Annotated in this window: 18 protein-coding genes; 4 read left to right on the forward strand and 14 right to left on the reverse strand. The window is 55.1% G+C overall.

The annotated features are described in order from the left end of the window. Positions 1 to 2: 2 nt before the first annotated feature. The 4 genes from bioA to GM655_RS15945 are packed head-to-tail and all read right to left on the reverse strand — an operon-like array spanning position 3 to position 4,239. Complete coding sequence (gene bioA, locus GM655_RS15930; RefSeq protein ID WP_155435660.1) at positions 3 to 1,331, reverse strand: adenosylmethionine--8-amino-7-oxononanoate transaminase; 1,329 nt, start codon at positions 1,329 to 1,331, stop codon at positions 3 to 5. A gap of 27 nt (positions 1,332 to 1,358) precedes the next feature. Further along, the gene (locus tag GM655_RS15935) at positions 1,359 to 2,144 is read right to left on the reverse strand and encodes an enoyl-CoA hydratase/isomerase family protein (RefSeq protein ID WP_155435661.1); all 786 of its coding nucleotides are present in this window, start codon (positions 2,142 to 2,144) and stop codon (positions 1,359 to 1,361) included. 13 nt (positions 2,145 to 2,157) lie between these two features. Continuing rightward, complete coding sequence (locus tag GM655_RS15940) at positions 2,158 to 3,765, reverse strand: carboxyl transferase domain-containing protein (RefSeq protein ID WP_155435662.1); 1,608 nt, start codon at positions 3,763 to 3,765, stop codon at positions 2,158 to 2,160. Between the two features lie 42 nt (positions 3,766 to 3,807). Beyond that, positions 3,808 to 4,239 (reverse strand): YchJ family protein, encoded by a 432-nt coding sequence (locus tag GM655_RS15945; protein ID WP_155435663.1) that lies wholly within the window; start codon positions 4,237 to 4,239, stop codon positions 3,808 to 3,810. Positions 4,240 to 4,405: 166 nt separating this feature from the next. Between GM655_RS15945 and GM655_RS15950 the strand changes: the two genes are divergently transcribed. Both GM655_RS15950 and murQ read left to right on the forward strand, forming a co-directional pair. Next, positions 4,406 to 5,146 (forward strand): GntR family transcriptional regulator, encoded by a 741-nt coding sequence (locus GM655_RS15950; protein ID WP_155435664.1) that lies wholly within the window; start codon positions 4,406 to 4,408, stop codon positions 5,144 to 5,146. Between the two features lie 19 nt (positions 5,147 to 5,165). Continuing rightward, positions 5,166 to 6,044: an N-acetylmuramic acid 6-phosphate etherase gene (gene murQ / locus GM655_RS15955; protein WP_155435665.1), complete on the forward strand. Its 879-nt coding sequence runs from the start codon at positions 5,166 to 5,168 to the stop codon at positions 6,042 to 6,044. Between the two features lie 16 nt (positions 6,045 to 6,060). Here the strand turns inward: murQ and tssK are convergent, their stop codons facing one another. From tssK to GM655_RS16005, 10 genes are all read right to left on the reverse strand, one after another. Then, positions 6,061 to 7,413: a type VI secretion system baseplate subunit TssK gene (gene tssK, locus GM655_RS15960; protein WP_155435666.1), complete on the reverse strand. Its 1,353-nt coding sequence runs from the start codon at positions 7,411 to 7,413 to the stop codon at positions 6,061 to 6,063. Between the two features lie 11 nt (positions 7,414 to 7,424). Continuing rightward, complete coding sequence (locus GM655_RS15965; RefSeq protein WP_155435667.1) at positions 7,425 to 8,528, reverse strand: T6SS immunity protein Tli4 family protein; 1,104 nt, start codon at positions 8,526 to 8,528, stop codon at positions 7,425 to 7,427. Positions 8,529 to 8,569: 41 nt separating this feature from the next. Next, positions 8,570 to 9,187: a hypothetical protein gene (locus GM655_RS15970; RefSeq protein WP_155435668.1), complete on the reverse strand. Its 618-nt coding sequence runs from the start codon at positions 9,185 to 9,187 to the stop codon at positions 8,570 to 8,572. 74 nt (positions 9,188 to 9,261) lie between these two features. Further along, positions 9,262 to 10,392: a T6SS immunity protein Tli4 family protein gene (locus tag GM655_RS15975; protein WP_155435669.1), complete on the reverse strand. Its 1,131-nt coding sequence runs from the start codon at positions 10,390 to 10,392 to the stop codon at positions 9,262 to 9,264. Between the two features lie 3 nt (positions 10,393 to 10,395). Then, positions 10,396 to 12,105, reverse strand: coding sequence for an esterase/lipase family protein (locus GM655_RS15980; RefSeq protein WP_155435670.1), 1,710 nt, complete (start codon positions 12,103 to 12,105; stop codon positions 10,396 to 10,398). Positions 12,106 to 12,118: 13 nt separating this feature from the next. Then, positions 12,119 to 14,926, reverse strand: a complete 2,808-nt coding sequence (locus GM655_RS15985) for a type VI secretion system Vgr family protein (RefSeq protein WP_196308785.1) — start codon at positions 14,924 to 14,926, stop codon at positions 12,119 to 12,121. After that, positions 14,923 to 15,960 (reverse strand): type VI secretion system baseplate subunit TssG, encoded by a 1,038-nt coding sequence (gene tssG / locus GM655_RS15990; protein WP_155435672.1) that lies wholly within the window; start codon positions 15,958 to 15,960, stop codon positions 14,923 to 14,925. Before tssG ends, GM655_RS15985 begins: the two co-directional genes overlap by 4 nt. Next, positions 15,924 to 17,747: a type VI secretion system baseplate subunit TssF gene (tssF, locus tag GM655_RS15995; RefSeq protein ID WP_155435673.1), complete on the reverse strand. Its 1,824-nt coding sequence runs from the start codon at positions 17,745 to 17,747 to the stop codon at positions 15,924 to 15,926. The genes tssG and tssF overlap by 37 nt, the downstream gene beginning before the upstream one ends. 4 nt (positions 17,748 to 17,751) lie before the next feature. Continuing rightward, positions 17,752 to 18,210, reverse strand: coding sequence for a type VI secretion system baseplate subunit TssE (gene tssE / locus GM655_RS16000; protein WP_155435674.1), 459 nt, complete (start codon positions 18,208 to 18,210; stop codon positions 17,752 to 17,754). 103 nt (positions 18,211 to 18,313) lie between these two features. Next, positions 18,314 to 19,153 carry a DMT family transporter gene (locus tag GM655_RS16005; protein WP_155435675.1) on the reverse strand — a complete coding sequence of 280 codons (840 nt, stop codon included), beginning with the start codon at positions 19,151 to 19,153 and terminating at the stop codon, positions 18,314 to 18,316. Between the two features lie 560 nt (positions 19,154 to 19,713). On the opposite strand from GM655_RS16005, the gene GM655_RS23325 reads away from it, so the two are divergent. Then, complete coding sequence (locus GM655_RS23325) at positions 19,714 to 19,914, forward strand: 3D domain-containing protein (protein ID WP_155435676.1); 201 nt, start codon at positions 19,714 to 19,716, stop codon at positions 19,912 to 19,914. Continuing rightward, complete coding sequence (locus tag GM655_RS16015) at positions 19,859 to 20,329, forward strand: hypothetical protein (RefSeq protein ID WP_155435677.1); 471 nt, start codon at positions 19,859 to 19,861, stop codon at positions 20,327 to 20,329. Before GM655_RS23325 ends, GM655_RS16015 begins: the two co-directional genes overlap by 56 nt. Positions 20,330 to 20,332: the final 3 nt, after the last annotated feature.

Here is a 20,332-nt window from a genome sequence, read left to right on the forward strand (position 1 = left end):
CGTTACCCCGCCATGACCTGATTGAACACGGCCAGCGTGTTGTTGGCGAGCGTGTCGATTTCTTCGTCGCTCAGCACATATGGCGGCATCATGTAGACGCTGGCGCCGATCGGGCGCATCAGCAGTTCATGCTCGACAGCGGTGGCAAAGAAGCGGCGCGAGAAGTCCGGCGTCGCGTCGATGGCATCGAACGCCCAGATCATGCCGCGCTGGCGGAAGTTGCGCACTTTGTCATGTTGCGCCAGTGGCTGCAAGGCCGCGGTCAGGCGATCCGCCTTAATGCGGTTGGTGCGCAGCACATCGTCTTCTTCGAAAATCTGCAGCGTGGCCAGCGCCGCGCGGCAGGCCAGCGGATTGCCCGTGTACGAGTGCGAATGCAGGAAGCCGCGCGTGACATCGCTGCTGTAGAAAGCCTGATAGATTTCGTCGCGCGTGAGCACCAGCGAGAGCGGCAGATAGCCGCCGCTGATGCCTTTCGACAGGCACAGGAAGTCGGGCCAGATGTCGGCCTGCTCGCAGGCGAAGAAAGTGCCCGTGCGGCCACAGCCAACGGCGATTTCGTCGAGGATCAGGTGCACGGAATAGCGGTTGCACAGCTCGCGCACCAGTTGCAGATACAGCGGATCGTGCATGGCCATGCCGGTCGCGCACTGCACCAGCGGCTCGATGATGATGGCGGCGATGCGATCGCTCTTCTCTATGAACAGGCGCTCCACGTCGGCCGCCGCGCGGCGCGCGACATCGGCCGCCGTTTCGCCTTCGGTGGCCTGACGTGCGTCAGGCGACATCACCGTTTGCGAGGCGCGCAGCAACGGGCCGTAGGCATCCTTGAACAGTGCCACATCGGTGACGGCCAGCGCACCGATGGTCTCGCCGTGGTAGCTGCCTTTGAGGCAGACGAATTCCTGCTTGGCGCTATGGCCGCGATTGCGCCACGAATGGAAACTCATTTTCAGGGCGATTTCCACGGCCGATGCACCATCGCTGGCGTAGAAGCTGTGGCCGAGCACATGGCCGGTCAGCGCCGACAGTTTTTCCGACAGCTCGATCACCGGCTCGTGGGTAAAGCCGGCCAGCATGGCGTGTTCCAGCGTATCGAGCTGCTGTTTGAGCGCCGCGTTGATGCGCGGGTTGGCATGACCAAACAGATTGACCCACCACGAGCTAATGGCATCAAGGTAGCGCTTACCCTGATGGTCATACAGCCAGACGCCCTGCCCCCGGCTAACGGGGATCAGGGGGACGGTTTCGTGGTGCTGCATTTGCGTGCAAGGGTGCCATACGCTGCGCAGGCTGCGGGCTACCCAGTCACTCTGTTGATTCAATTCCAAAACGACTCCAGACTCTGTTCTACCGCGTTACAGCAGCCACGCGGGTTTGCGCTTCTCGAGGAAGGAGGCCACGCCTTCGCGGCCCTGTTCCGAAGCGCGGATATGGGCAATGCGCTGGGCCGTATCGGCCAGCAGCGCATCGTTGACGGTTTGCCCGCTCACTTCGCGCACCAGCACTTTGGCTTGCTGCACGGCGTGCGGGCTGTTATTCACTAGCGCTTTGACGATCTCGGCTACTTTTTCGTCCAGTGCTTCCACGGCTACCACTTCGTGGGCGAAGCCGAGGCGCAGCGCTTGCGCTGCATCGAAACGTTCCGCCGTGAGGAAGTAGCGGCGTGCCGCCTGCTCGCCCATGGCTTTGATCACATACGGCGCGATGGTGGCAGGGATCAGACCCAGACGCACTTCGCTCAGGCAGAACTGTACCGGCTCGGCGGCGATGACGATATCGCAAGCCGCTACCAGCCCCATGCCGCCGGCATAGCAATCGCCCTGCACACGCGCCACTACCGGGTGCGGGCACAGGTAGATGGTGCGCAGCATTTCAGCCAGTTGCAGTGCATCGGCCTGATTTTCGGCGTGCGTATAGCCCGCCATTTTCTTCATCCAGTTCAGGTCTGCACCGGCGCAGAAGGCGGGGCCATTGGCCGCCAGCACGATGGCGCGCAGATCGCGCTGCTCGCCCAGTTCGCGGAATGCGCGGGTAATCTCCGCGATGGTAAGTTCGTTGAACGCGTTGCGCACGTCGGGACGATCCAGCGTAACGGTGGCAACGTGGCCTGCGCGGCTGATGTTGAGGGTGGTGTAAGTCATGGTCAGCCCCCTATTACATCCGGAATACGCCGAATTTGGTATCGGGGATTTCCGCATTCAGCGCTGCGGACAGGCCCAGACCCAGCACCATGCGGGTGTCGGCCGGATCGATCACGCCGTCATCCCACAGGCGCGCCGTGGCGTAGTAAGGGTGACCCTGATGTTCGTACTGTTCCTTGATAGGCTGCTTGAAGGCGGCTTCTTCTTCCGCGCTCCAGCTACCGCCTTTGCTCTCTATGCCGTCGCGTTTGACGGTGGCCAGCACGGACGCGGCCTGATCGCCACCCATGACGGAGATGCGCGCATTCGGCCACATCCACATGAAGCGTGGCGAGAAGGCGCGGCCGCACATGCCGTAGTTACCGGCGCCGAAGCTACCGCCGATAATCACGGTGAATTTCGGCACAGCGGCAGTGGCCACGGCCGTCACCATCTTGGCGCCATTGCGGGCGATACCTTCGTTTTCGTACTTGCGGCCCACCATGAAGCCGGTGATATTCTGCAGGAACACCAGCGGGATTTTGCGCTGGGCGCATAGCTCGATGAAGTGGGTGCCTTTCAGCGCCGATTCAGAGAACAGAATGCCGTTGTTGGCGATGATGCCGACCTTCATGCCGAAGATGTGGGCAAAGCCGCAGATCAGTGTGGTGCCGTAGCGTGCCTTGAATTCATCGAATTCGCTGCCATCGACGATGCGGGCGATCACTTCGCGCACATCGAAGGGCTTGCGCGTATCGACAGGAATCACGCCATATAGTTCTTCGGTCGGGTATTTCGGTTCTTCGGCTGGACGCAAAGCGCCCTGCTGGGGTTTGCTGCGGTTCAGATTCGACACGATCGTGCGCGCCAGCGACAGCGCATGCAGATCATTTTGCGCCAGATGGTCGGCCACGCCGGACAGACGGGTGTGCACATCGCCGCCGCCCAGATCTTCTGCCGTCACCACTTCGCCGGTAGCGGCTTTCACCAGCGGCGGGCCGCCGAGGAAAATCGTGCCCTGTTCCTTGACGATGATGGACTCGTCGCTCATGGCCGGCACGTAAGCGCCACCGGCCGTGCAGGAACCCATCACCACGGCGATCTGAGGGATGCCTTTGGCCGACAGATTGGCCTGATTGTAGAAAATGCGGCCGAAGTGATCGCGGTCGGGGAACACGTCATCCTGATTGGGCAGATTGGCGCCGCCCGAATCGACCAGATAGATGCATGGCAGGTTGTTCTGATCGGCGATTTCCTGCGCGCGCAGGTGCTTTTTCACCGTCATCGGGTAGTAGGTGCCGCCTTTGACGGTGGCGTCGTTACAGACGATCACGCACTCCTGCCCCGCTACGCGGCCTATGCCGGTGATGATGCCCGCTGCCGGTGCGGCATCGTCATACATGCCGTAGGCGGCCATCTGCGACAGTTCGAGGAAGGGCGTGCCGGGATCGAGCAGCATCTGCACGCGGTCGCGCGGCAGCAGTTTGCCGCGTGCCACGTGCTTGGCACAGGCTGCGGCACCACCGCCTTCGGCGATGCGCGCCACTTTGGCGCGCAAATCGTCCACCACGGCCTGCATGGCGGCGGCGTTGGCCTTGAAGTCCTCACTGCGGGGATTGAGTTTGCTTTCGATCTGCGGCATTGCTTTTCCTTTATGCGCGTGGTCTCCGACGCGTCGTCTGATTTATTCTGGAAAACTACCGTCAACGTAAAACCAGCGCAGTCCGCCTTCAGCCGGCTCGCGCACGAAGTTGCTGATTTCGTGCAGCCGCTGGCCGCGCCCATTCACCCGCAAGCGGGCCACAAATTCGACCGTATCGCGGTTTTCATCGTCTTCTGCTTTACGTTGACGTAAACGTAAAGCAGATTTTACCTCAAGTCCCAGCCACTGCAATTTTTCTTCGCTATTGATGATGGGCTCGGTTGGTCGCGTGCTAGCATGCCAAGTTGACAACAGATAGGCTTCATTGCCTTGCACATAAGCCGTATAGCGCGAGCGCATCAGGGTTTCGGCCGTGGGCGGGATGGCGGCGCCGCTCAGATACGGGCCGCAGCAGGTGGCCAGCGTAGAGCCGCCACAGGGGCAGGCAGAGGCGGCGGAGGTCTTTTTGGACATGGCAGCAAGGTCGGGCTGGTGTAACAAGCCAGCATTATCCGTCAAATGGCGGCCCCGCGCCGCCTTGCCCCGACTGGTAGTTGAATAAATATTGCTAAATTCATGGAGACAGGGTCACACCTTTTCTGTAACGCTATTACACTAGAGGAGTGAGGAGAATTTTTGCATGAGCCAGACCAGTTTCGAATTCAAAGCCGACGCCAACGATAGCTCGCCCCTGTATATGCAGATTGCGCGCAAGTTGAGCGAAGATGTGCACAATGGCCGCTACCAGGTGGATCAGGCGCTGCCGTCCGAGCGCACCCTGTCGGAGTTGCTGAACGTATCGCGCGTGACGGCACGCAAGGCCATCGACCAGCTGGTTGATCAGGGGCTGGTGGTGCGCCGTCGCGGTTCGGGCAACTATATTGCCCCGCGCATCGAGCAGCCGCTGTCCAATCTGACCAGTTTTTCCGAGCAGTTGCAGCAGCGCGGCCACGTGCCGGGCTCGCGCTGGCTCAAGCGTGCCGTGGTCACGCCGACGCCGGAAGAGCAGCTTAGTCTAGGCCTGTCGCCATATTCCAAGGTGGCGCGGCTCGAGCGTCTGCGTCTGGCCGATGATGTGGTGATGGCTTACGAAGTGTCGGTGCTGCCACAGACGGTGCTCAATGATCCGAACGCCGTCGGCGCTTCGCTCTACCAGTATCTGGAGAGCATAGGCCAGGCGCCCGTGCGCGCTTTACAACACATCCGTGCCATGAATGCTTCGGCCGATCTGGCGCGCCAGCTCGGCGTGCCGGAAGGCCAGGCGGTGCTCTACATTACCCGTATCGCCTATCTGGAATCGGGCGAGGCGATGGAGCTGACCCATTCCTACTGTCATAGTGACCACTATGACTTCGTTGCGGAGATGCGCCGCGCCACCTGAGGCCCGGCAGAACGCCACCATGCTCAAGACCGAAACCAACAGCGCCGAACACGCCGAACTCGATCTGTACGGCGTGGATCAGCTGGTGGCGGCTTTGGTGGACGATCATGCGCTGGCCGTGCGGGCCGTGCAGGCAGCGGCACCGGCTATCAGTGCAGCCGTGAATGCCATGGCACCGCGCATCGCCGCTGGCGGACGCCTGATCTATGTGGGCGCAGGCACTTCCGGCCGGCTCGGCATACTCGATAGCGTAGAACTGTTCCCTACTTTCTCGTGGCCCCATGAAAGGGCTGTGCCCCTGCTGGCCGGTGGGCTGGGTGCCATGTTCGATGCGGTCGAAGGGGCGGAAGACAATGACAGCAAAGGCGCTTCCGACCTGCGCCTGATTTATCCCGTGTATAACGATGTGGTGCTGCTGATTGCGGCATCCGGCACCACGCCTTATGTGCTGGGCGCGCTCAGAGCCGCGCGTACGGTAGGCGCGCTGACCATCGGTATCGCGAATAACCCCGATACACCGCTGCTGCGCGATGCCGATGTCGGCATCTGTCTCGATACGGGGCCGGAGGTGATTGCCGGAAGCACGCGGCTGAAAGCGGGTACGGCGCAGAAGATCGTACTGAATACGCTGTCGAGTGCATTGATGGTGCGCCTGCATAAGGTGTACGGCAATCTGATGGTGGACCTGCATGCCACCAATGCCAAACTGCTCGAGCGGGCGCTGCGCCTGACCATGCGCGTGGCGGGCGCCGACGAGCCTAGTGCGCGGGCTATGCTGGAGCGCAGCCACTATCAGGTAAAGCTAGCCATCGTGGCGCTGCGTAAGGGCGTCGATGTGGAGCAGGCGCAAAGCCTGCTCGAACAGGCCGGCGGCGATATGCGCCGCGCACTGCGCTAGTTCTATTGCATAGCCGTCAGGGCGAGATGGCGAATAATTCCAGACGTAGATCGGTAAGCGTGGCTGGCGCATAGATGGCGATGGCCTGTGCCTTGAGTATGGCGTCGTATAGATCACCTCTATGCTCGAGCGAGAAGTAATACGTCTCGGGGCGTACCGGCACTTCCATCGGCACCTGCGGCATGTGCGAGAGCGGCACGCCGGGCAAGGCGCTGCGTACCAGCGCGTCAATATCGTGCGGCGAAGCGATCTTGAGCTGGCGCGGTACTTCGGCCACCAGATTCAAGGCGGGCATGCTGGCGTTGACGGCAATGTAGAGCGCGGCCTTGCGCTCGATCAGCGTGGGATCCAGCGTGGCGTGGTGGTAGCGCATGCCCTGATCGCTGATGGACAGCGGAATGCTGATGTACTTCGACGACACCACAGTGTCGAGCAGATCGCGAATGATGTCGTTGAGCGTGTGGAAGCCGCTGGCGGGTTCTTCGTGGTGGTAGCTGGGCAGATCGGTGATGGTGTATTTGCGTGAGAACGCCATCAGGCCGCCCGCCAAGGCCATCAGACGTTCGAAAAGGCGCTCGGGGTGGCAGTGGCCGCTGCGTGACAGATGCATCAGCGTGGCGCTGGCAGACATGATGGTTTGCAGCATCCAGAATGTTGCCACGTCACTCGAGTGCAGTTCGACCACGTTACCACGAGGTTGGCGCTGCAGGCGTTGCAGCGATTCGCACTTGGCGCCGAGTCTGGCCAGCACGCTGCGCAGCAGATCCTGCATGGCGGCGTCGGCGGCGATGGTGACGCATGGCGGCATGAAGTGTGGGTCGAGATCGAAGCTGCCATCGGCACGGCGTTGCAGACGGATCACGGGCAGGCAGTCGTAGCCTTCGCGCACATCGAAATCGGACAGCAGGCGTATGGCCTTGCGCAGATAGCCGATATGGGCTGGCAGGCTTTCCGAAAACAGATCCGGTGTTTCGTGATTGACGAGCGTGTAGCGCGCCTCGCTGCGCGGGTTGTCATCGGGTGCGAGATTGCCGCCGTGTGCGCGTGTGACGGGGAGTGCAGCGTAGAAGGTCACGCTGTGTGCGTCGGCGGGGAGTTTGCTCAGATCGATGGCTAGAGGCAGTGCATCAGCCAGTGGGGCCTGATAGATTTCGCCGTCTTTGAAGATGAGGCTAAGTGCCTGCGCGTAGAGTGTGTTGCTGGTGATGTCAGGTAGCGCCCAGCGTGCGCTTTGTACGCCCCAGTGGTTTGGCTCGATGGTGGCAGCGATGTGCTGCAAGCGTGATTCGTGATAGCGGTCCTGTTGCTGCAGGTGCTGGGCGTCGAGAGTGAGCCCTTCGGTCCACAAGACTTTGAGTGTTGCGGTCATGGTCTACTCCATCAGTGGGTGCGTCGTTCGTCTTCCGTTTGTACAGACTTGAGTGATCCCGTTGCGACGGCATTCGGACGTACGCGGATGGAATTTAGCAGCTTATCCCATAGCGCTAGTGCTTCTTCATCGGAAAGGCTGGGTTCTTTGGAGGCGGATTGATTTTCGACGACGCCGGTGTCCAGAGTCATCTCCACATAAGGATGAAGAGGGTCATCTTCAATGCATAGTGCACGGAATACAAACTTATGATACGAAGGCTTTCCGTTCCCACTAGGGACGTGCAAGAGCATTTCTTCGCCGTGCCAATCATTGACGGTGCGTTTGCCGAGTCGGAGGACTTTGAGCTTTTTCACCCAGGCACCAAGGCCTGTAGCTCGTGCGTTCTGCTTCCCTTCCTCTAAGTCTTTCTTGAGCTCTAACTCCATGCCCAGGTTGCCACTTTTTATGGACTGGAAGGAGAAGTGTACGTCTGGAAAATCGGTGAGTCGAACGCCGAATTCTATAGATTCGTATGGCGTCTCGAGGGTCGAAAAGGCGCCATCGATGCAGATCCCCGGCTCAGTAGGTATCTCATCATCTTTGCGTGCGCGCAAGTGTTTAAACACTTCGATATCGCTAAGAAAATATTCACGAACATCGTGACCTATTATGCTGGAGCCAGTGCTGATGTAGACGTCCTGTGCTAACTTTAAATAGCTTCGCAAAATATATGTGTCAATTCCATTTAATGTTATTAATTGTTTTATGTCCGGATTATCTGTTGAAATAATTTTCTCAGTTATTTCTGTTATTTTATTATATTTTTTAAATAATTCAGCATCTTTTTGACTATTTTTTATGTCAAATTTAATTATTTCATCTATTTTATTGGCGCCACCTTCAATTCTAGTCAACTCGGCACCAGCAGATAGCCTACCGTACACAGTTTGTGAATTTTTAGGGATATCTATTGTAAATCTGGTGAAGCAAAGAGCTTTTGATTTTGTAAAATATTTATCCGACTTATTCATAACACTATGCCCATTCATATTTTTCGAGTCTGCAATTGACGGGACAGAAAATAATGTTGAAATCATAAGAAGTATCGATATTATATCGTGAGTAATTTTCATGTCGTACTCCATTTCATTTCTTGAATAATTCTGATTATCGATTAAAGAGTCGCCAAAATAGGCGCTCTATACTTTAATCCGGACTGATGCTCGTAGCAGATCTGTTGAAAAATGGCTTTGCATGAATTATCTTGACTGCTTGAAGATCTTATAGGTATGGTTTTGTCGCCTGGCTCACTTGGTGGAGCTAAAGTTACTTTAGGATTTATAGTATTTTTAATTAGAGAACCAAATTTCTGTATTTTCTGCGCGTCAATAGATCTGAACTGTATCGTTCCATCTGCATTATCTACAGAAATACTAAATTCTTTGAAATCAAAAGAGGTTATATCAGAATCGAATTGCCAGACTACATCACCGCAAGTCGGTGGTCTTGGGTCTGATCCATAAATGGCATAACTATTTTTGTGGTAGTAACCATCAATGGTATGGTGAAATTCTTCAGCTCGGTCGATATACTTGAATGTCCGAGTTATGCATGAAAAAGGAAGATTTGCTGGGTTAATCCATTGTGGATTAAATAGTCGATACCATTTGTTTGTGATCTTGTATATTTCTTTTGCAGGATCATTTGTTTTTGGGAGAGTAAAGAGGACCTTATCTTCGAAAACGATTTTCAGCCATGAGTTCCCGTATTTTTTTGTTGGAAGCAATAGCATTACTGCTATTGCAGTTGTTGAGCGTCAAGCGTTAGTCCTTTGGTCCACAGGACTTTTAGCGTTGCCGTCATGGTCTATTTCTCGGTTGGGAATGACTTAAACAGTGATTCATCCAAATTGCTGGTCGTTGCTGCACTAGGCGCCACAGCATTCGGACGGACACGTATAGAGTCGAGCAGGCTATCCCAAAGAGCGATTGCATCTTCGTCCGAAAGGCTAGGCTTTTGTGCTGTGGACATGTTGCCTTTGACTCCAGTATCCAGAGTCATTTCAACAAAGGGATAAAGTGCAGCGTTAGTTTTTCCGCTGGCCCTGAATGTGAATTTATGCACGGAGGGTTTTCCATAACCGCTGGGAATTCGAAGTAGAGCCTCTTCTCCGTCCCAATTATTCACTCCTCGTTTTCTCAGTCTAAGAACTTTGAGATGAGTTGCCCATTCACCAAGTCCTTTTTCCGCAGCTTCTTTTTGTCCATCAGTTATATCTTTTGCTAGATCAAATTTTTGTAAAGAGTTGCTATTTTTCATCGTGGTTATCGAGAAATGAACATCAGGATGATCATGTAGTCTGATCCCCATTTCGATGCCCTCGTAAGGCGAATCTATGGTGGAAATTACTCCGTCAAGACATATTCCTGGATCATCTGGAATTGTCTTTTCTTCCATAGATATTAAATGCTTTGCGGTGGAGAGATTTTCTTCCAAATATTCCCTGACCAGACTCTTGGGCATGCCCTTCGCTTCAATAACATAAGCATCGCTTCCGATTTTTATAAAGGTGTATATGTCGTAGTAGGAAAACCCGACAATGTTAACTAAGTGAGTGATATTCTCTCCATTTATCAGGATAGGTACATCTACCGCAAAATCGACATCTTCATCTTTTGGAAATAAAAAAAGGTTTCTTTCATTTTCTTTGATCATTTCTTGAATTATATTTCCTACATTTTTAGCTTGATTTTTAAGCCTACTTAATTCTCCACCGGCAGTAAGCCGGCCATAAACGATAGTAGTATTTAATGGCACAGACATCAAAAATCTCGTAAAACAGATATCATGAACTTTTAATTTATTTGTGAATCTATCTTTCATTTGACTCTTCACGATTTCTGTCTTTCTATATTCTGATGAAAGCGCAAAATCATGTTCTATAAAGAACATGATCAAAAATACCTTCAAAAATTTTTTAATAAAAATTTTTTTCATTCTTCAGCGTTTTATACTTTGAATAATTTTAATTAACGAATAGAAGGTGGCTGCAATAGATTTTTCGTCTTTGAAACTCTCTTGGTGTTCGTAACCCGTTTGGCGAAAGACTGCTTTGCAGAATTTCATTTGGCTATCTGAGGAGCATATTGCAACAGTCTCATCACCTGGATCTTGAGCTGTGGCAAGGTTGGCTTTGAATGGCCCGAGGTCGGTGCTTAATTTTTTTAGTGCAAGCTCGTGAGTGAAATAGATTTCACCTATGCCATTGTCGATAGACACGCAGAGGTCCAGATTCTCTTTTGGCGTAACTTCAAAATCGAGTTGCCACGTCACCTTGCCCCAAGCGGTTTTTTTTCTGTCAGCCCCATATATTGCATAACTATTGGGGTGGAAGTATTCATTTAATTTTTCATGAAAGGTCTTTGCTTCATCTAACAGAGCGAAGCTTCGATCGATATTTCTTTTATTTAGACGGGCCGGATTTATCCATTCTTCTTTTAATAACCGGAACCATTTGTCCTTCAATTTATATATTTCGCTATACGGATCCCCATTTTGTGGAAGATTGAGAATTAACTGATTTTCATGTATTACTTGTAGCCAGCCATTTCCGTATGCTTTACTGGGGAGCAGTTCTAGCCCGCCAGGTGCATTTGCAAGCACAGAAGTTACTTCCGCTCCTGTCGCGCCCAAAACATTTCGAACAATACTGAGGGAATAGCCTTCAAAGCCGCAGCGCATGCGCTTGTATGCTGTACCCGCACCCAAGGCTGGCATGGCTCCATGAATTACACCATGCACACTTTTTTCGATTTTTCCGATTGCCGGATGCATGGCAGCGCGAGCAGCCAAGCCGCCCATTGAATGCGTGATTAGAATTACTTTTTCACACTTATAGACTGTGTTGTTATATTTTGAGATAAGTGCACTGATTCTTTCAGATAGTTTGATGCCTGAAATTGAATTTGATTCTAGCCAGTTATAACCCATCGCATGTGTCGGGAACCATCTCTTGGATAGAGCAGCAATGATATCTGTGTCTTTTAATTGTGAGAGATCTGGGGGTAATACGTTTCCCCAGCTTGTTGGACTAATCTGGACTAGAGTGTTTTTCCACCACTCTGATAATTCAGATTCCGAACACATAGGTTCGTTCAGATGTCTTTCTAGGAGCTGCAATAGCTCGCCATAGCTGTCAAAAAGAATTTCACCCCAACCACGCTCTAATGCTTTTTCCAAGTGGGTTTTTCTTCTTTTTGATCCTGAAGGATCAGGGGCAAGCAGAACGCCGAAATTATTAGGGATGTGTTGCTGGAATACGTTTTTGAGCGTGACACCGCTATTTCGTTTTAATGGCGTCTCACTAGGATTGCCAGTTTCACTATGGCCTTCATCATAGGTATCAACACATGTCTCGCTGGGATCGAGCTGCTTTTGTCTTTCACCCGCAGTTAATTTAATGAAGCGAGCTGTTTCATACGTTGAGTCAACGCGCCATGCGATGTTATTGTTCTTATTCAACAGCGCCTGTCGTTTGGCTGACATGCGCAGGTTCGATCCCATGATGCCAGGGATAAATATGATCGGTATCACCTCCGTAGGTGGTATGTGCACGACCTGGGTTCTCTGATCAGCTAGCGGTGTACAAAAGCCACTTGCACATTTTCGTGCGTTAAATGGGTCTATTGGTAAATGCTGGCCGTCTGCCATGGTTTCCTCACTATTAATCTAGTAATTCGATGTCGTAATGAGCGAAGGCTTCCTTGGTAGTGAAGCGCTCAGTCAGCCCATCGCTACCAGATAGGCCTTCATAGATAGTTCCGTCTTCTACAGTTATGCGGTAGCGCTGGTTCGGTAAAGGGGCTTTGGTTTGCAGATCACGTAACTGAACCTGCTGATTATGTTCGATGTCGCTGTGCGGCAGCTCGAGTGTTTCGCTGGTGGAGTCGCCCGCTCCTAGCTGGACATACTCTGCGCATTTGACGGTGTAATTGGCTTTGCATTCATCGACGATCTGGCCATCGACATAGCTGGTCTTGGCGCCCTGCGAAATCAGTTGCAGTGTGGGCGCTTCTAAGCGTACGCATTCATTGGATATCAGGTGGATGCGTTTGAGGGATTTGATGATGATTTCGCCCTCGTGCGCTTCGATCTGGATATTGCCGGCTCCAGCAATCAGGCGCATACCTAGCCTAGCGGCGAATAATTGCACTGCCTGAGTCGCGCGCAGAAACAGGCTGCGCCCCGCTGAAGCCTGATGGTCGCCTATGCTGCTAGTCTCGAAATTTTTCTGTGTGCCGACCAGCACCGTGTCTGCGCTACTGATCAAAACGCCCGCATCGCCATGCGCTGCAATGAGCGGCGCACCACCCATGGTGCCGGTGTCAGTCGCTCCAGCGCTGCTCTGCGCGATGTTGGATACGCTGTCCCAGTGCTCAATTTTTCTGACCAGATCCGCAACGCTTGCTCCTTGCGCGTGGGCGATTTCGTGCGCCGTAGCCAGGCGGTCCAGCTCTTTGCGCACGCTCTCGGCATCGCCCGTGACAGCAGCTAGCGCCTGTCGTTCAAGCTGTCGACTTGCCCTGCTACCCGCGACCAGATAAACGCCCTGCACGCCACGTAAGGCCACGGCCTGATCCGAACGTAGTTCCGCACCTTCGCCCCGAGGTTCTGCGCTGCCATGCAAACGGGGAGTGGTGAGAAAGCCGAGATTGAGTTCGCTCGCGCCATGATCACTGGCTAGCTGTGCGCTGATTTGCCCCTCCGTGTCGTCCAGCCTTAGCTGATTGCCGCGCGTTCCACCTAGCTCGCGACTGCGTAGGCCGGATAACGCAGCATTGCCCGGTAGTGCACCGGTGCGGCTGAAGGCCGGCGGTGGCGCCGCGCCGTTGAAAAGCTGGCCGATGATGACGGGCTTGTCCGGATCGCCGCCGAGAAAGTCCACCAGCACTTCACTGCCGACGCGAGGCAAATGCAGTGCGCCGCATTGTGCGAGATTGCCCGCACCATCGCCGGCCCAGTTGGAGACTACGCGCACCCAAGCCGAATCCGACTCGCCGTCACTAGCGCCTATCCCGCCAGCATGTTGATGATCATCAGCGCGCGTGGCTGGAAAGCGGATCTTCACGCGGCCGTACTCGTCGCACCAGACCTTGTGTGGTTCCGGCCCGACCACCATGGCACTCTGCAGGCGTGGCTGGGGCATATCGGCGCGCACGTCGTAAGCTGCGACGATCGGTGTTCCCCGGCGCACGCAGCGAAAGCGCGTCAGGAAGCGCAGGGGCTGGCCGTGCTGCTGAAACACACGATAGCGGCCAGTGCTCCAGCCGCTGTCCGCGAACAGGCGGGCGATACGTTCATTCATTTCTTTGGGCAGATTATTGTCGGCCGCAATCTCTTGTGCGGTAATGACGAATTCGCGCTGTTCTACGGCATGACTGTCCAGTTCCGCATGACCGCATAGTTCTACCCATGTGCCCACTGCCAGATCGCGTACGGTACCCTCGCCGCGAAAGTGCTTGGCTGCGTAATCATGGCTATCCAGTCGTAGCGCTGTCTGACTATCGAAATCTGCCTTGTCGTCACTGCAATGCGGCGCTTGTACCAGATGGCTTTGCAGTTCATCCGCCAGTCGGCTGCCTAACTCACCCTGATCACTGGCGCTGGCGGCAGAACTGCGCATGTCGTCGCGCGCGGATGGTTGTAGATAGTCCCAGCTGAAGTTGTGTACCTGTGCGCTTTGCAGTGTTCTTACTGCGCTCCATCCGGTAATTGCATCGCTCTCCATGGTGGCGAGGTCGCGCTGGAATGCTACGGTGCTAGCCACATTGCGCGGTAGGCGCATGCTGTCATCGAACAGTGCCAGCGTGTGCACAGGTGTGCCGGAACCATGCAGGTGTGCGGGGAGATCAGCGTCGCCAAGGCCGGACTGGAAATACCACGCGATACCGCGTCGCTTCATGAGTCGGCGTATGAAGTTGGCATCCGATTCGTTGTGCTGGAAGGTGAATTCGCGTGCCGGATGATCGCGGCTGGCCAGTACGCTATCGATCTGCAGCGCGAAACTGCCACGCATGACGCTGATCTTCTGCTGCCATTCGTTCACCAGCGTGGTGATGATGTCGAGTTCGTTCATGTTGCGGAACACCCGTGTGTTCAGGCGTTGCTCCATGATCTGCAGCGCATCGGTGATGGTTAGCTCATAGCTTGCCAGTGCGCCGTCGCTTTCGCCGCTGGCGGCGCTGGCGACTATGCCGCAGATGCTGCGCAGGTCACCCGTTGCCGTGACGATCTGGATTTCTGCTGGTACGCCGATGAAGTCCTTGAGCGCCAGCATGGCCGAGTCGGCGATGCACAGCAGGTGATAGGTGTGGCCGTTAAAGATGGCCTCGTGGCCAACTAGCCGCTGTGGCAATAGCAGATCATCGTGCACGCCATCGGCCATGGCCAGACGTAGACGCAAGGGGCGCTGTGCCGAAGTAAGGCGCGTGAATGTGTCATAAAGACTGGCAACTGCACTGTCCAGATTCATGGGGTTTCCCCTGTTCCGATGGTGGCGAGCGCATAGCGTATGGCTCCGTAGTGGGGGCCACGTGCGGTCAGTCCGAGGTGGTAGCCATGGCCCAGAGCGGTCTTGCCGAGACGGCATTGACGGGCCTCTCTCTGTTCTAGAAAAAGCAGAACCTCGCACTGAAGACTGCTCAATTTGAATAGGCAAACAAAGTTCCTCAAAGCCCGCCATTTCTCCCGCTCTGGCAGCAGCTGGTCGTATTGCTGACGCTTCAGTGGGCCGATACACAGGCGGATACGGCGCTGGAAATTGGGAATCCGGCAGCCAAGCGTGAGCGTCCTGCCGAGACTATGACTGCGCTTACCCAGTTGAGCTCTTTCTTCTCTATCTAGTTGGTATTGGTCAGGCAGAAACTGAATGACTTCGACAGGCAAGCCGAAGTAGTGGGCAAGCGCTGGCGCGAGTCTGGCGGCCGATGTGGTGGGGCGCTGCAGTATCGCAGCGTAGCTGGCGATTGCTGCATCGGGTATGCCGCCTCGCTTTCCTGATCCGGCATGCACTCCGGTAAGCGCCACCAGCAACGGCAACAATGCCGGCTTGCCTTCCGCTGTGTTCGTGCGGAAGATGCGGCTACGGTTGCTGGCGATATAGTGCAACTCGATAGACCGGTGAAACAGCATGTCGTAGAACGCCTGTGTGCTTTCCATGCGTCCCTGGCTGTGCGTTTCCATCAGGCGATAACTGGCGGCATAGGGTAATTCGCCGGTCGAGCCGAATAGGCTGGGTAGGGTTGGGGTGAGGGTGATTCTGGGTAGCCGCCCTGTATCTGTCTCGGTAGCTGCGGCGTAGTCGAGCGCGATCGCATCAATCTGGCTCGGCGCAAAACCAAGCCGGATACGGCTTTGAAAGCGGATGCAGGAACTCAGTTGGTCCGTATCGCTGCGCCCTAGCCAGCCGTCGAGCAGCCTCACCGCCTGTACGAATTCGAAGCGATAGGGGGCATTGACGAGCCGCGCCATCACAGTATGTTCTGGTAGCCGCTGCGTGCAGGACATAGCATCAGTTCCTTGCCGGTTTGCGCTGATCGCAAGCTAAGACGCACAAAGGTGTTGAGCTGGGTACTCAGGCCGAACAGGTGATCGAGTAATTGGCCGAACAGATATAGGCCGCTGGTGTGATAGGCGTCTTCATTGATGGTGATGGCTATGCGCACGCCGAACAGATAACCACGGGCTCCGGCGCCGCGGTAGGGCAGAAAGTCAGCTCTGGTATTTAGGGCCATCAGGCCATGGATCTGGCTGCGGCTGGCGGGATTCTGTACGGGGTCATGCAGTACCAGCATTTCCTTCAAAGGTGCGAGATCAGCGTGCAGCAACGATTGCTGGCTGCAGGCGAGGTGGGAAATCAGACGCCAGTAGTCGGTGGCTGCAAGACGGCGTGGCGGGGTCGGCTGACGCAGCATGCGGATGGGATAGGCCCCCTGCCCTCTGGTGAGCTGGAAATCGCCATCGACGTGACCTAGCGGCAGGCGTGAGCATAGACTCCGGTTGGTGCAGCTCAGGTCAACGGAGACGGTGCTGATGTCCGTATCGAGGGGATCGAGCGCATGGTCCACAAAGGCAATGCGGGTTTCGTAGCCGGGGCTGATTTCCGCCAGATGTTCGTCGCGCCGCGCGAACCAGTGGCGCCCCGTCTGGTCGCTGGTTTCGCCATGTTTGAGGGAATAGTAGGGATGATATTCATCCATGCGGATGCCACTGCGTGATTTCTTTACCGCAGTGACCCGATCCACGCTGTAGATTTCGTAATCGGCCGGATGCTGGGCATGTGCTAGCAGAACGTATTCGGATTTGCTGTAATCCTGATAAATGGGGCAGGCACTGATGGAGAACAGATTCACCACCGGCGTACAGCCTGTGAGCAAGTGATGTGCTGCGAGAGGCATCAGGGTGCGGCTAGTTGCGCTGCTTTGCCCATCTTGCGCCAGCAGAAAGCGTAGCGTGAATGTATGACAGTTCGGCCCTAGTAACGACCGGATCTCGTCTAGCGCTATATCGAAGAAGTTGTACTTTTCTGGATAGGCAAAATACTCCAGTAGTAGCCTAGCCGTAGCATGGGCTCTTGGCTCATCTGGTGTTGCTGCCTGATCTTCGGCAAAGCCCACCGGCTGCAGTGGAGAATGTTGGAACTGCAGCCAGTTCTGGCTGCCCGGTGATTGCAGGTAGACGGCGGCAGAGCGCAGGAACAGGCTGTCGCGCAGAGTGGCAGCAAATGCGGGATCGGCATCGATAAACAGGCGCAGATAAGGCAGCGCGCGATCCGGACCGACGCCGATAGTCAGTGTGATTTCGCCGCCTAGCGGTCCCGGTGCCACGATGCCCGCAGGTAGGTTGATCTGATTCCGGAAGCTGGCCTGCTGTACCTGGGCCGAACCTAGTTCGAGTTCGTAGACGGTGCGAAATTGGCAGCGGGTATGGCCTAGACGTGGGGATAGCAGCGTGGTGCCGCGCGGGATGAGGCTGCTTGCTGTCACGGAATGGCTGCAGTCGAAGTGCGCGATGGTGAGCGGTGGTAGTGGCCGTATGGCTTGCGGATAGATGACGGAAAGTAGATCGCTGGGTAACTGTTGCTGACTTTTATCCAGACACTGCTGCGTGCGCGCATTGGTAAAGCTGATGGCATCGAGCAGAGCACGGGTTTGCGGATGCTCGGCGCTGCCACTGCTCAAGCCGAGAGTAGCGGCCTCGGCGGGGAAGCGCTGGGCAAATTCGCGGGCAATGCTTTGCTGATCGATACGCTCGCGTTCGTAGCGATGCAGCAGATCGGTGAAAGGCGACGTCATACGCTCAGCCACCAACAAGGCGAACGGTGTAGTGCTGCGCGGCAGGCTCCAGCACGCCACCAAACTTTACCGGCGTGGTGTCAGGCGTGTCTTTCAGTTGCGCCTGCAGGATAAAGCCGAGCCGGTTAATCGAACTGGTTTCGGAATGCAGCTGAACCTGTAGTTTGGTGAGACGGGGTTCGTGGCGCTGTATGGTCTGCTGGACGGCCGCGCAGATCGCGCGCCGGTCCGGTTCGCTGGCGATGCACAGGGCGGAGAAGTCTTGTAGACCGTAGCTGAGGATGGAGGTCTGGAGAGCGGGATGACGGCTGAGTAGCGCATCGGGTAGTGCTTGCCGCGTATTCAGCAGATCTTCCAGTGCGCGGGCGATGGAATTTTTCTGTTGTTGCCGGTTCCATGTGCGATCGGCTGGCGCTTCGCCATACAGCACGGCCCACAGATCTGCAGTACCAGTGTTCGCCATCTGCCCACTCTCCTTGAAACGATGTTGCACCGAGCCAGAGACAGATTATTCGCGTTGTTTCCTCTTCTTAAGTTGTGGTTGCTCAATAAATTGGCATGCTGCCTTAGCGGCGCGCCGTCAGCAGCACCAGGGCGATGCCGCCGAGGATGGCCAGCGAAGCGGCGATCAGGCGGACGGTGATGGACTCGCCCAGAAGCAGGATGGCGCCGCCGGCAGCGATCACGGGCACGCTCAGTTGTACGGTAGCGGCCGTGGTGGCTTTCAGAAACGGTAGTGCTGTGTACCAGATGGCGTAGCCGACACCGGACGCCAGCGCGCCCGATAGCAGGGCGTAGACATAGCCACTGGCATCGTAACGGGCATCTTGCAGCAGGATTAGACTGAGCAGGATAGCCATGGGCGCTGTGCGCAGGAAATTGCCGGCCGTGACTTTGAGCGGATCACCGCCCGCTTTGCCGCGTAGCGAATATACACCCCATGCAATACCGGCCCCCAGCATCAGCAGTGCTTCCGGCAGGGGCGGCGCGGATAGCCCCGGCAGCAGCAAGCCCAGTAGCCCCGCCGCTGCCAGCAGCAGGCCGGCTAGCTGGGTAGGACGCAGGCGTTCGCCGCGCCACAGGCCATAGCCGATCATGCTGGTCTGCACGGCGCCGAACAGGATCAGCGCACCGGCAGCCGCCGGCAGTTGGCGATACGAGAAGGAGAAGCCGACGGCATAGGCAAACAGGGCCAACGCCGAGCGCCAGTTGCCCTGCCCCTGCTGCGTTCCGCCGCGCAGGCGCACCAGCATCCACAGCATCAGCGCGCCGGACAGCATGCGCAGGGTGGTGAAGCTGGCGGCGTCGATTTGCGTGTGTGCCAGAGCGGCACGGCATAGCAGGGAGTTGCCGGCAAAGGCGGCCAGGGCAAGCAAGGTCAGAATGACGAGGCGCACAATCGGCATAGGTGCAACTCCTAATGAGGCAAGTTGATGAGTATGCGACGCCCCATGGGATAGCACAATCTTTTTGAGTAGGTCACCCGCTCGCGAGCTAAGTCGCGCAGACTCTTCTTGCCGTTGTGCATGATCAAAAGGTGCGAGAGCGATGGACTGATAATGCTTAGCTAAATGCCTCATTTTCCAAAGACTGCATAGGCGTACCGATCAGGGATTTGTTGCCGTATTTCGAGCGTAAGCTGGTGCAGTTGCGCCAGCTTGGGGGAAAAAGGCGGAGCGTTTTTCGGGTGTTGGCGGAGGCCTGCAGCTAGATGGCGATAGTTGCCCCGAATTCATAGAAGTTCTGTCGTCTTGAGCCTATTCATGTCATTAACAGAAGGAGCTCATTTCTCTATTGCATATTTATATGTGGAAGCTTTGGACTCTTTACCTTCCGAGTTTAGGAAATATAGCTTGAGCGATCCGCCGTCAACATGCGCTCACTGGAAAGATAATTTGCCTAGGACCTGTGATTCGAAGGCTTATCTTCTTAATATCGAGGCGTGCAAAGATTGGAGAAGCAAGATATGCGTTTCGCAGATGATACCGGCAGTGCAATTCGTACATATCACATTGATAATTTTCTTGGGACGGGAAACGATGTTGTGAAAGCATGGATGCACGGTGGAGTAAATGGCACTAGGCGCCAAGTAAAATATATAGGTGAAAAAAATGAAAAAACTTATATCTGCCTTGCTGTTGATATTTTCACTAGATTGTTTTGCTGACCATGGAAGCATTAGGAGAGTATATATTGATAAATCAAAAAATGTTCACATAATATTTTCCGATGGATTGAATAGAAAAGTAACTAATAATGGCCGCGCTACCGAAGCAACGCTAGCGCCAAATAAGCGCACAGCGGCTTGGCTCGTGCAAAATTCGTGGATTGCGGAGGGTGATGTTGTACCGGGTTCCGCCCAACTTGCAATTTATAGAGATGAAAAGCTTCGATATATTTCGTGTGAGCCATTCATACGAAACTATTGGTATTGGATGCAAGGTGAGCAGATAGCTATGGACTGTGGAGGTAGGCATTTTTCGGGAACCGAATCTATATACGATACAGCTACTTTATTGATGATTGATTCCTTTGTTCAATCAAATGTTCCAGAAAATCAACGTCCCATTTGGTCTAAATAGATT

Source organism: Pseudoduganella danionis (assembly GCF_009720775.1).
GTDB classification, from domain to species: Bacteria; Pseudomonadota; Gammaproteobacteria; order Burkholderiales; family Burkholderiaceae_D; genus Rugamonas; species Rugamonas danionis.

Excerpts from the sequence above, each read along its gene's own strand:
- GM655_RS15935 (WP_155435661.1), bottom strand. The coding sequence starts at position 2,144 with ATGACTTACACCACCCTCAACATCAGCCGCGCAGGCCACGTTGCCACC.
- GM655_RS15940 (WP_155435662.1), bottom strand. The coding sequence starts at position 3,765 with ATGCCGCAGATCGAAAGCAAACTCAATCCCCGCAGTGAGGACTTCAAG.
- GM655_RS15945 (WP_155435663.1), bottom strand. The coding sequence starts at position 4,239 with ATGTCCAAAAAGACCTCCGCCGCCTCTGCCTGCCCCTGTGGCGGCTCT.
- GM655_RS15950 (WP_155435664.1), top strand. The coding sequence starts at position 4,406 with ATGAGCCAGACCAGTTTCGAATTCAAAGCCGACGCCAACGATAGCTCG.
- murQ (WP_155435665.1), top strand. The coding sequence starts at position 5,166 with ATGCTCAAGACCGAAACCAACAGCGCCGAACACGCCGAACTCGATCTG.
- tssK (WP_155435666.1), bottom strand. The coding sequence starts at position 7,413 with ATGACCGCAACACTCAAAGTCTTGTGGACCGAAGGGCTCACTCTCGAC.
- GM655_RS15965 (WP_155435667.1), bottom strand. The coding sequence starts at position 8,528 with ATGAAAATTACTCACGATATAATATCGATACTTCTTATGATTTCAACA.
- GM655_RS15970 (WP_155435668.1), bottom strand. The coding sequence starts at position 9,187 with ATGCTATTGCTTCCAACAAAAAAATACGGGAACTCATGGCTGAAAATC.
- GM655_RS15975 (WP_155435669.1), bottom strand. The coding sequence starts at position 10,392 with ATGAAAAAAATTTTTATTAAAAAATTTTTGAAGGTATTTTTGATCATG.
- GM655_RS15980 (WP_155435670.1), bottom strand. The coding sequence starts at position 12,105 with ATGGCAGACGGCCAGCATTTACCAATAGACCCATTTAACGCACGAAAA.
- GM655_RS15985 (WP_196308785.1), bottom strand. The coding sequence starts at position 14,926 with ATGAATCTGGACAGTGCAGTTGCCAGTCTTTATGACACATTCACGCGC.
- tssG (WP_155435672.1), bottom strand. The coding sequence starts at position 15,960 with ATGTCCTGCACGCAGCGGCTACCAGAACATACTGTGATGGCGCGGCTC.
- tssF (WP_155435673.1), bottom strand. The coding sequence starts at position 17,747 with ATGACGTCGCCTTTCACCGATCTGCTGCATCGCTACGAACGCGAGCGT.
- tssE (WP_155435674.1), bottom strand. The coding sequence starts at position 18,210 with ATGGCGAACACTGGTACTGCAGATCTGTGGGCCGTGCTGTATGGCGAA.
- GM655_RS16005 (WP_155435675.1), bottom strand. The coding sequence starts at position 19,153 with ATGCCGATTGTGCGCCTCGTCATTCTGACCTTGCTTGCCCTGGCCGCC.
- GM655_RS23325 (WP_155435676.1), top strand. The coding sequence starts at position 19,714 with ATGCGTTTCGCAGATGATACCGGCAGTGCAATTCGTACATATCACATT.
- GM655_RS16015 (WP_155435677.1), top strand. The coding sequence starts at position 19,859 with ATGAAAAAACTTATATCTGCCTTGCTGTTGATATTTTCACTAGATTGT.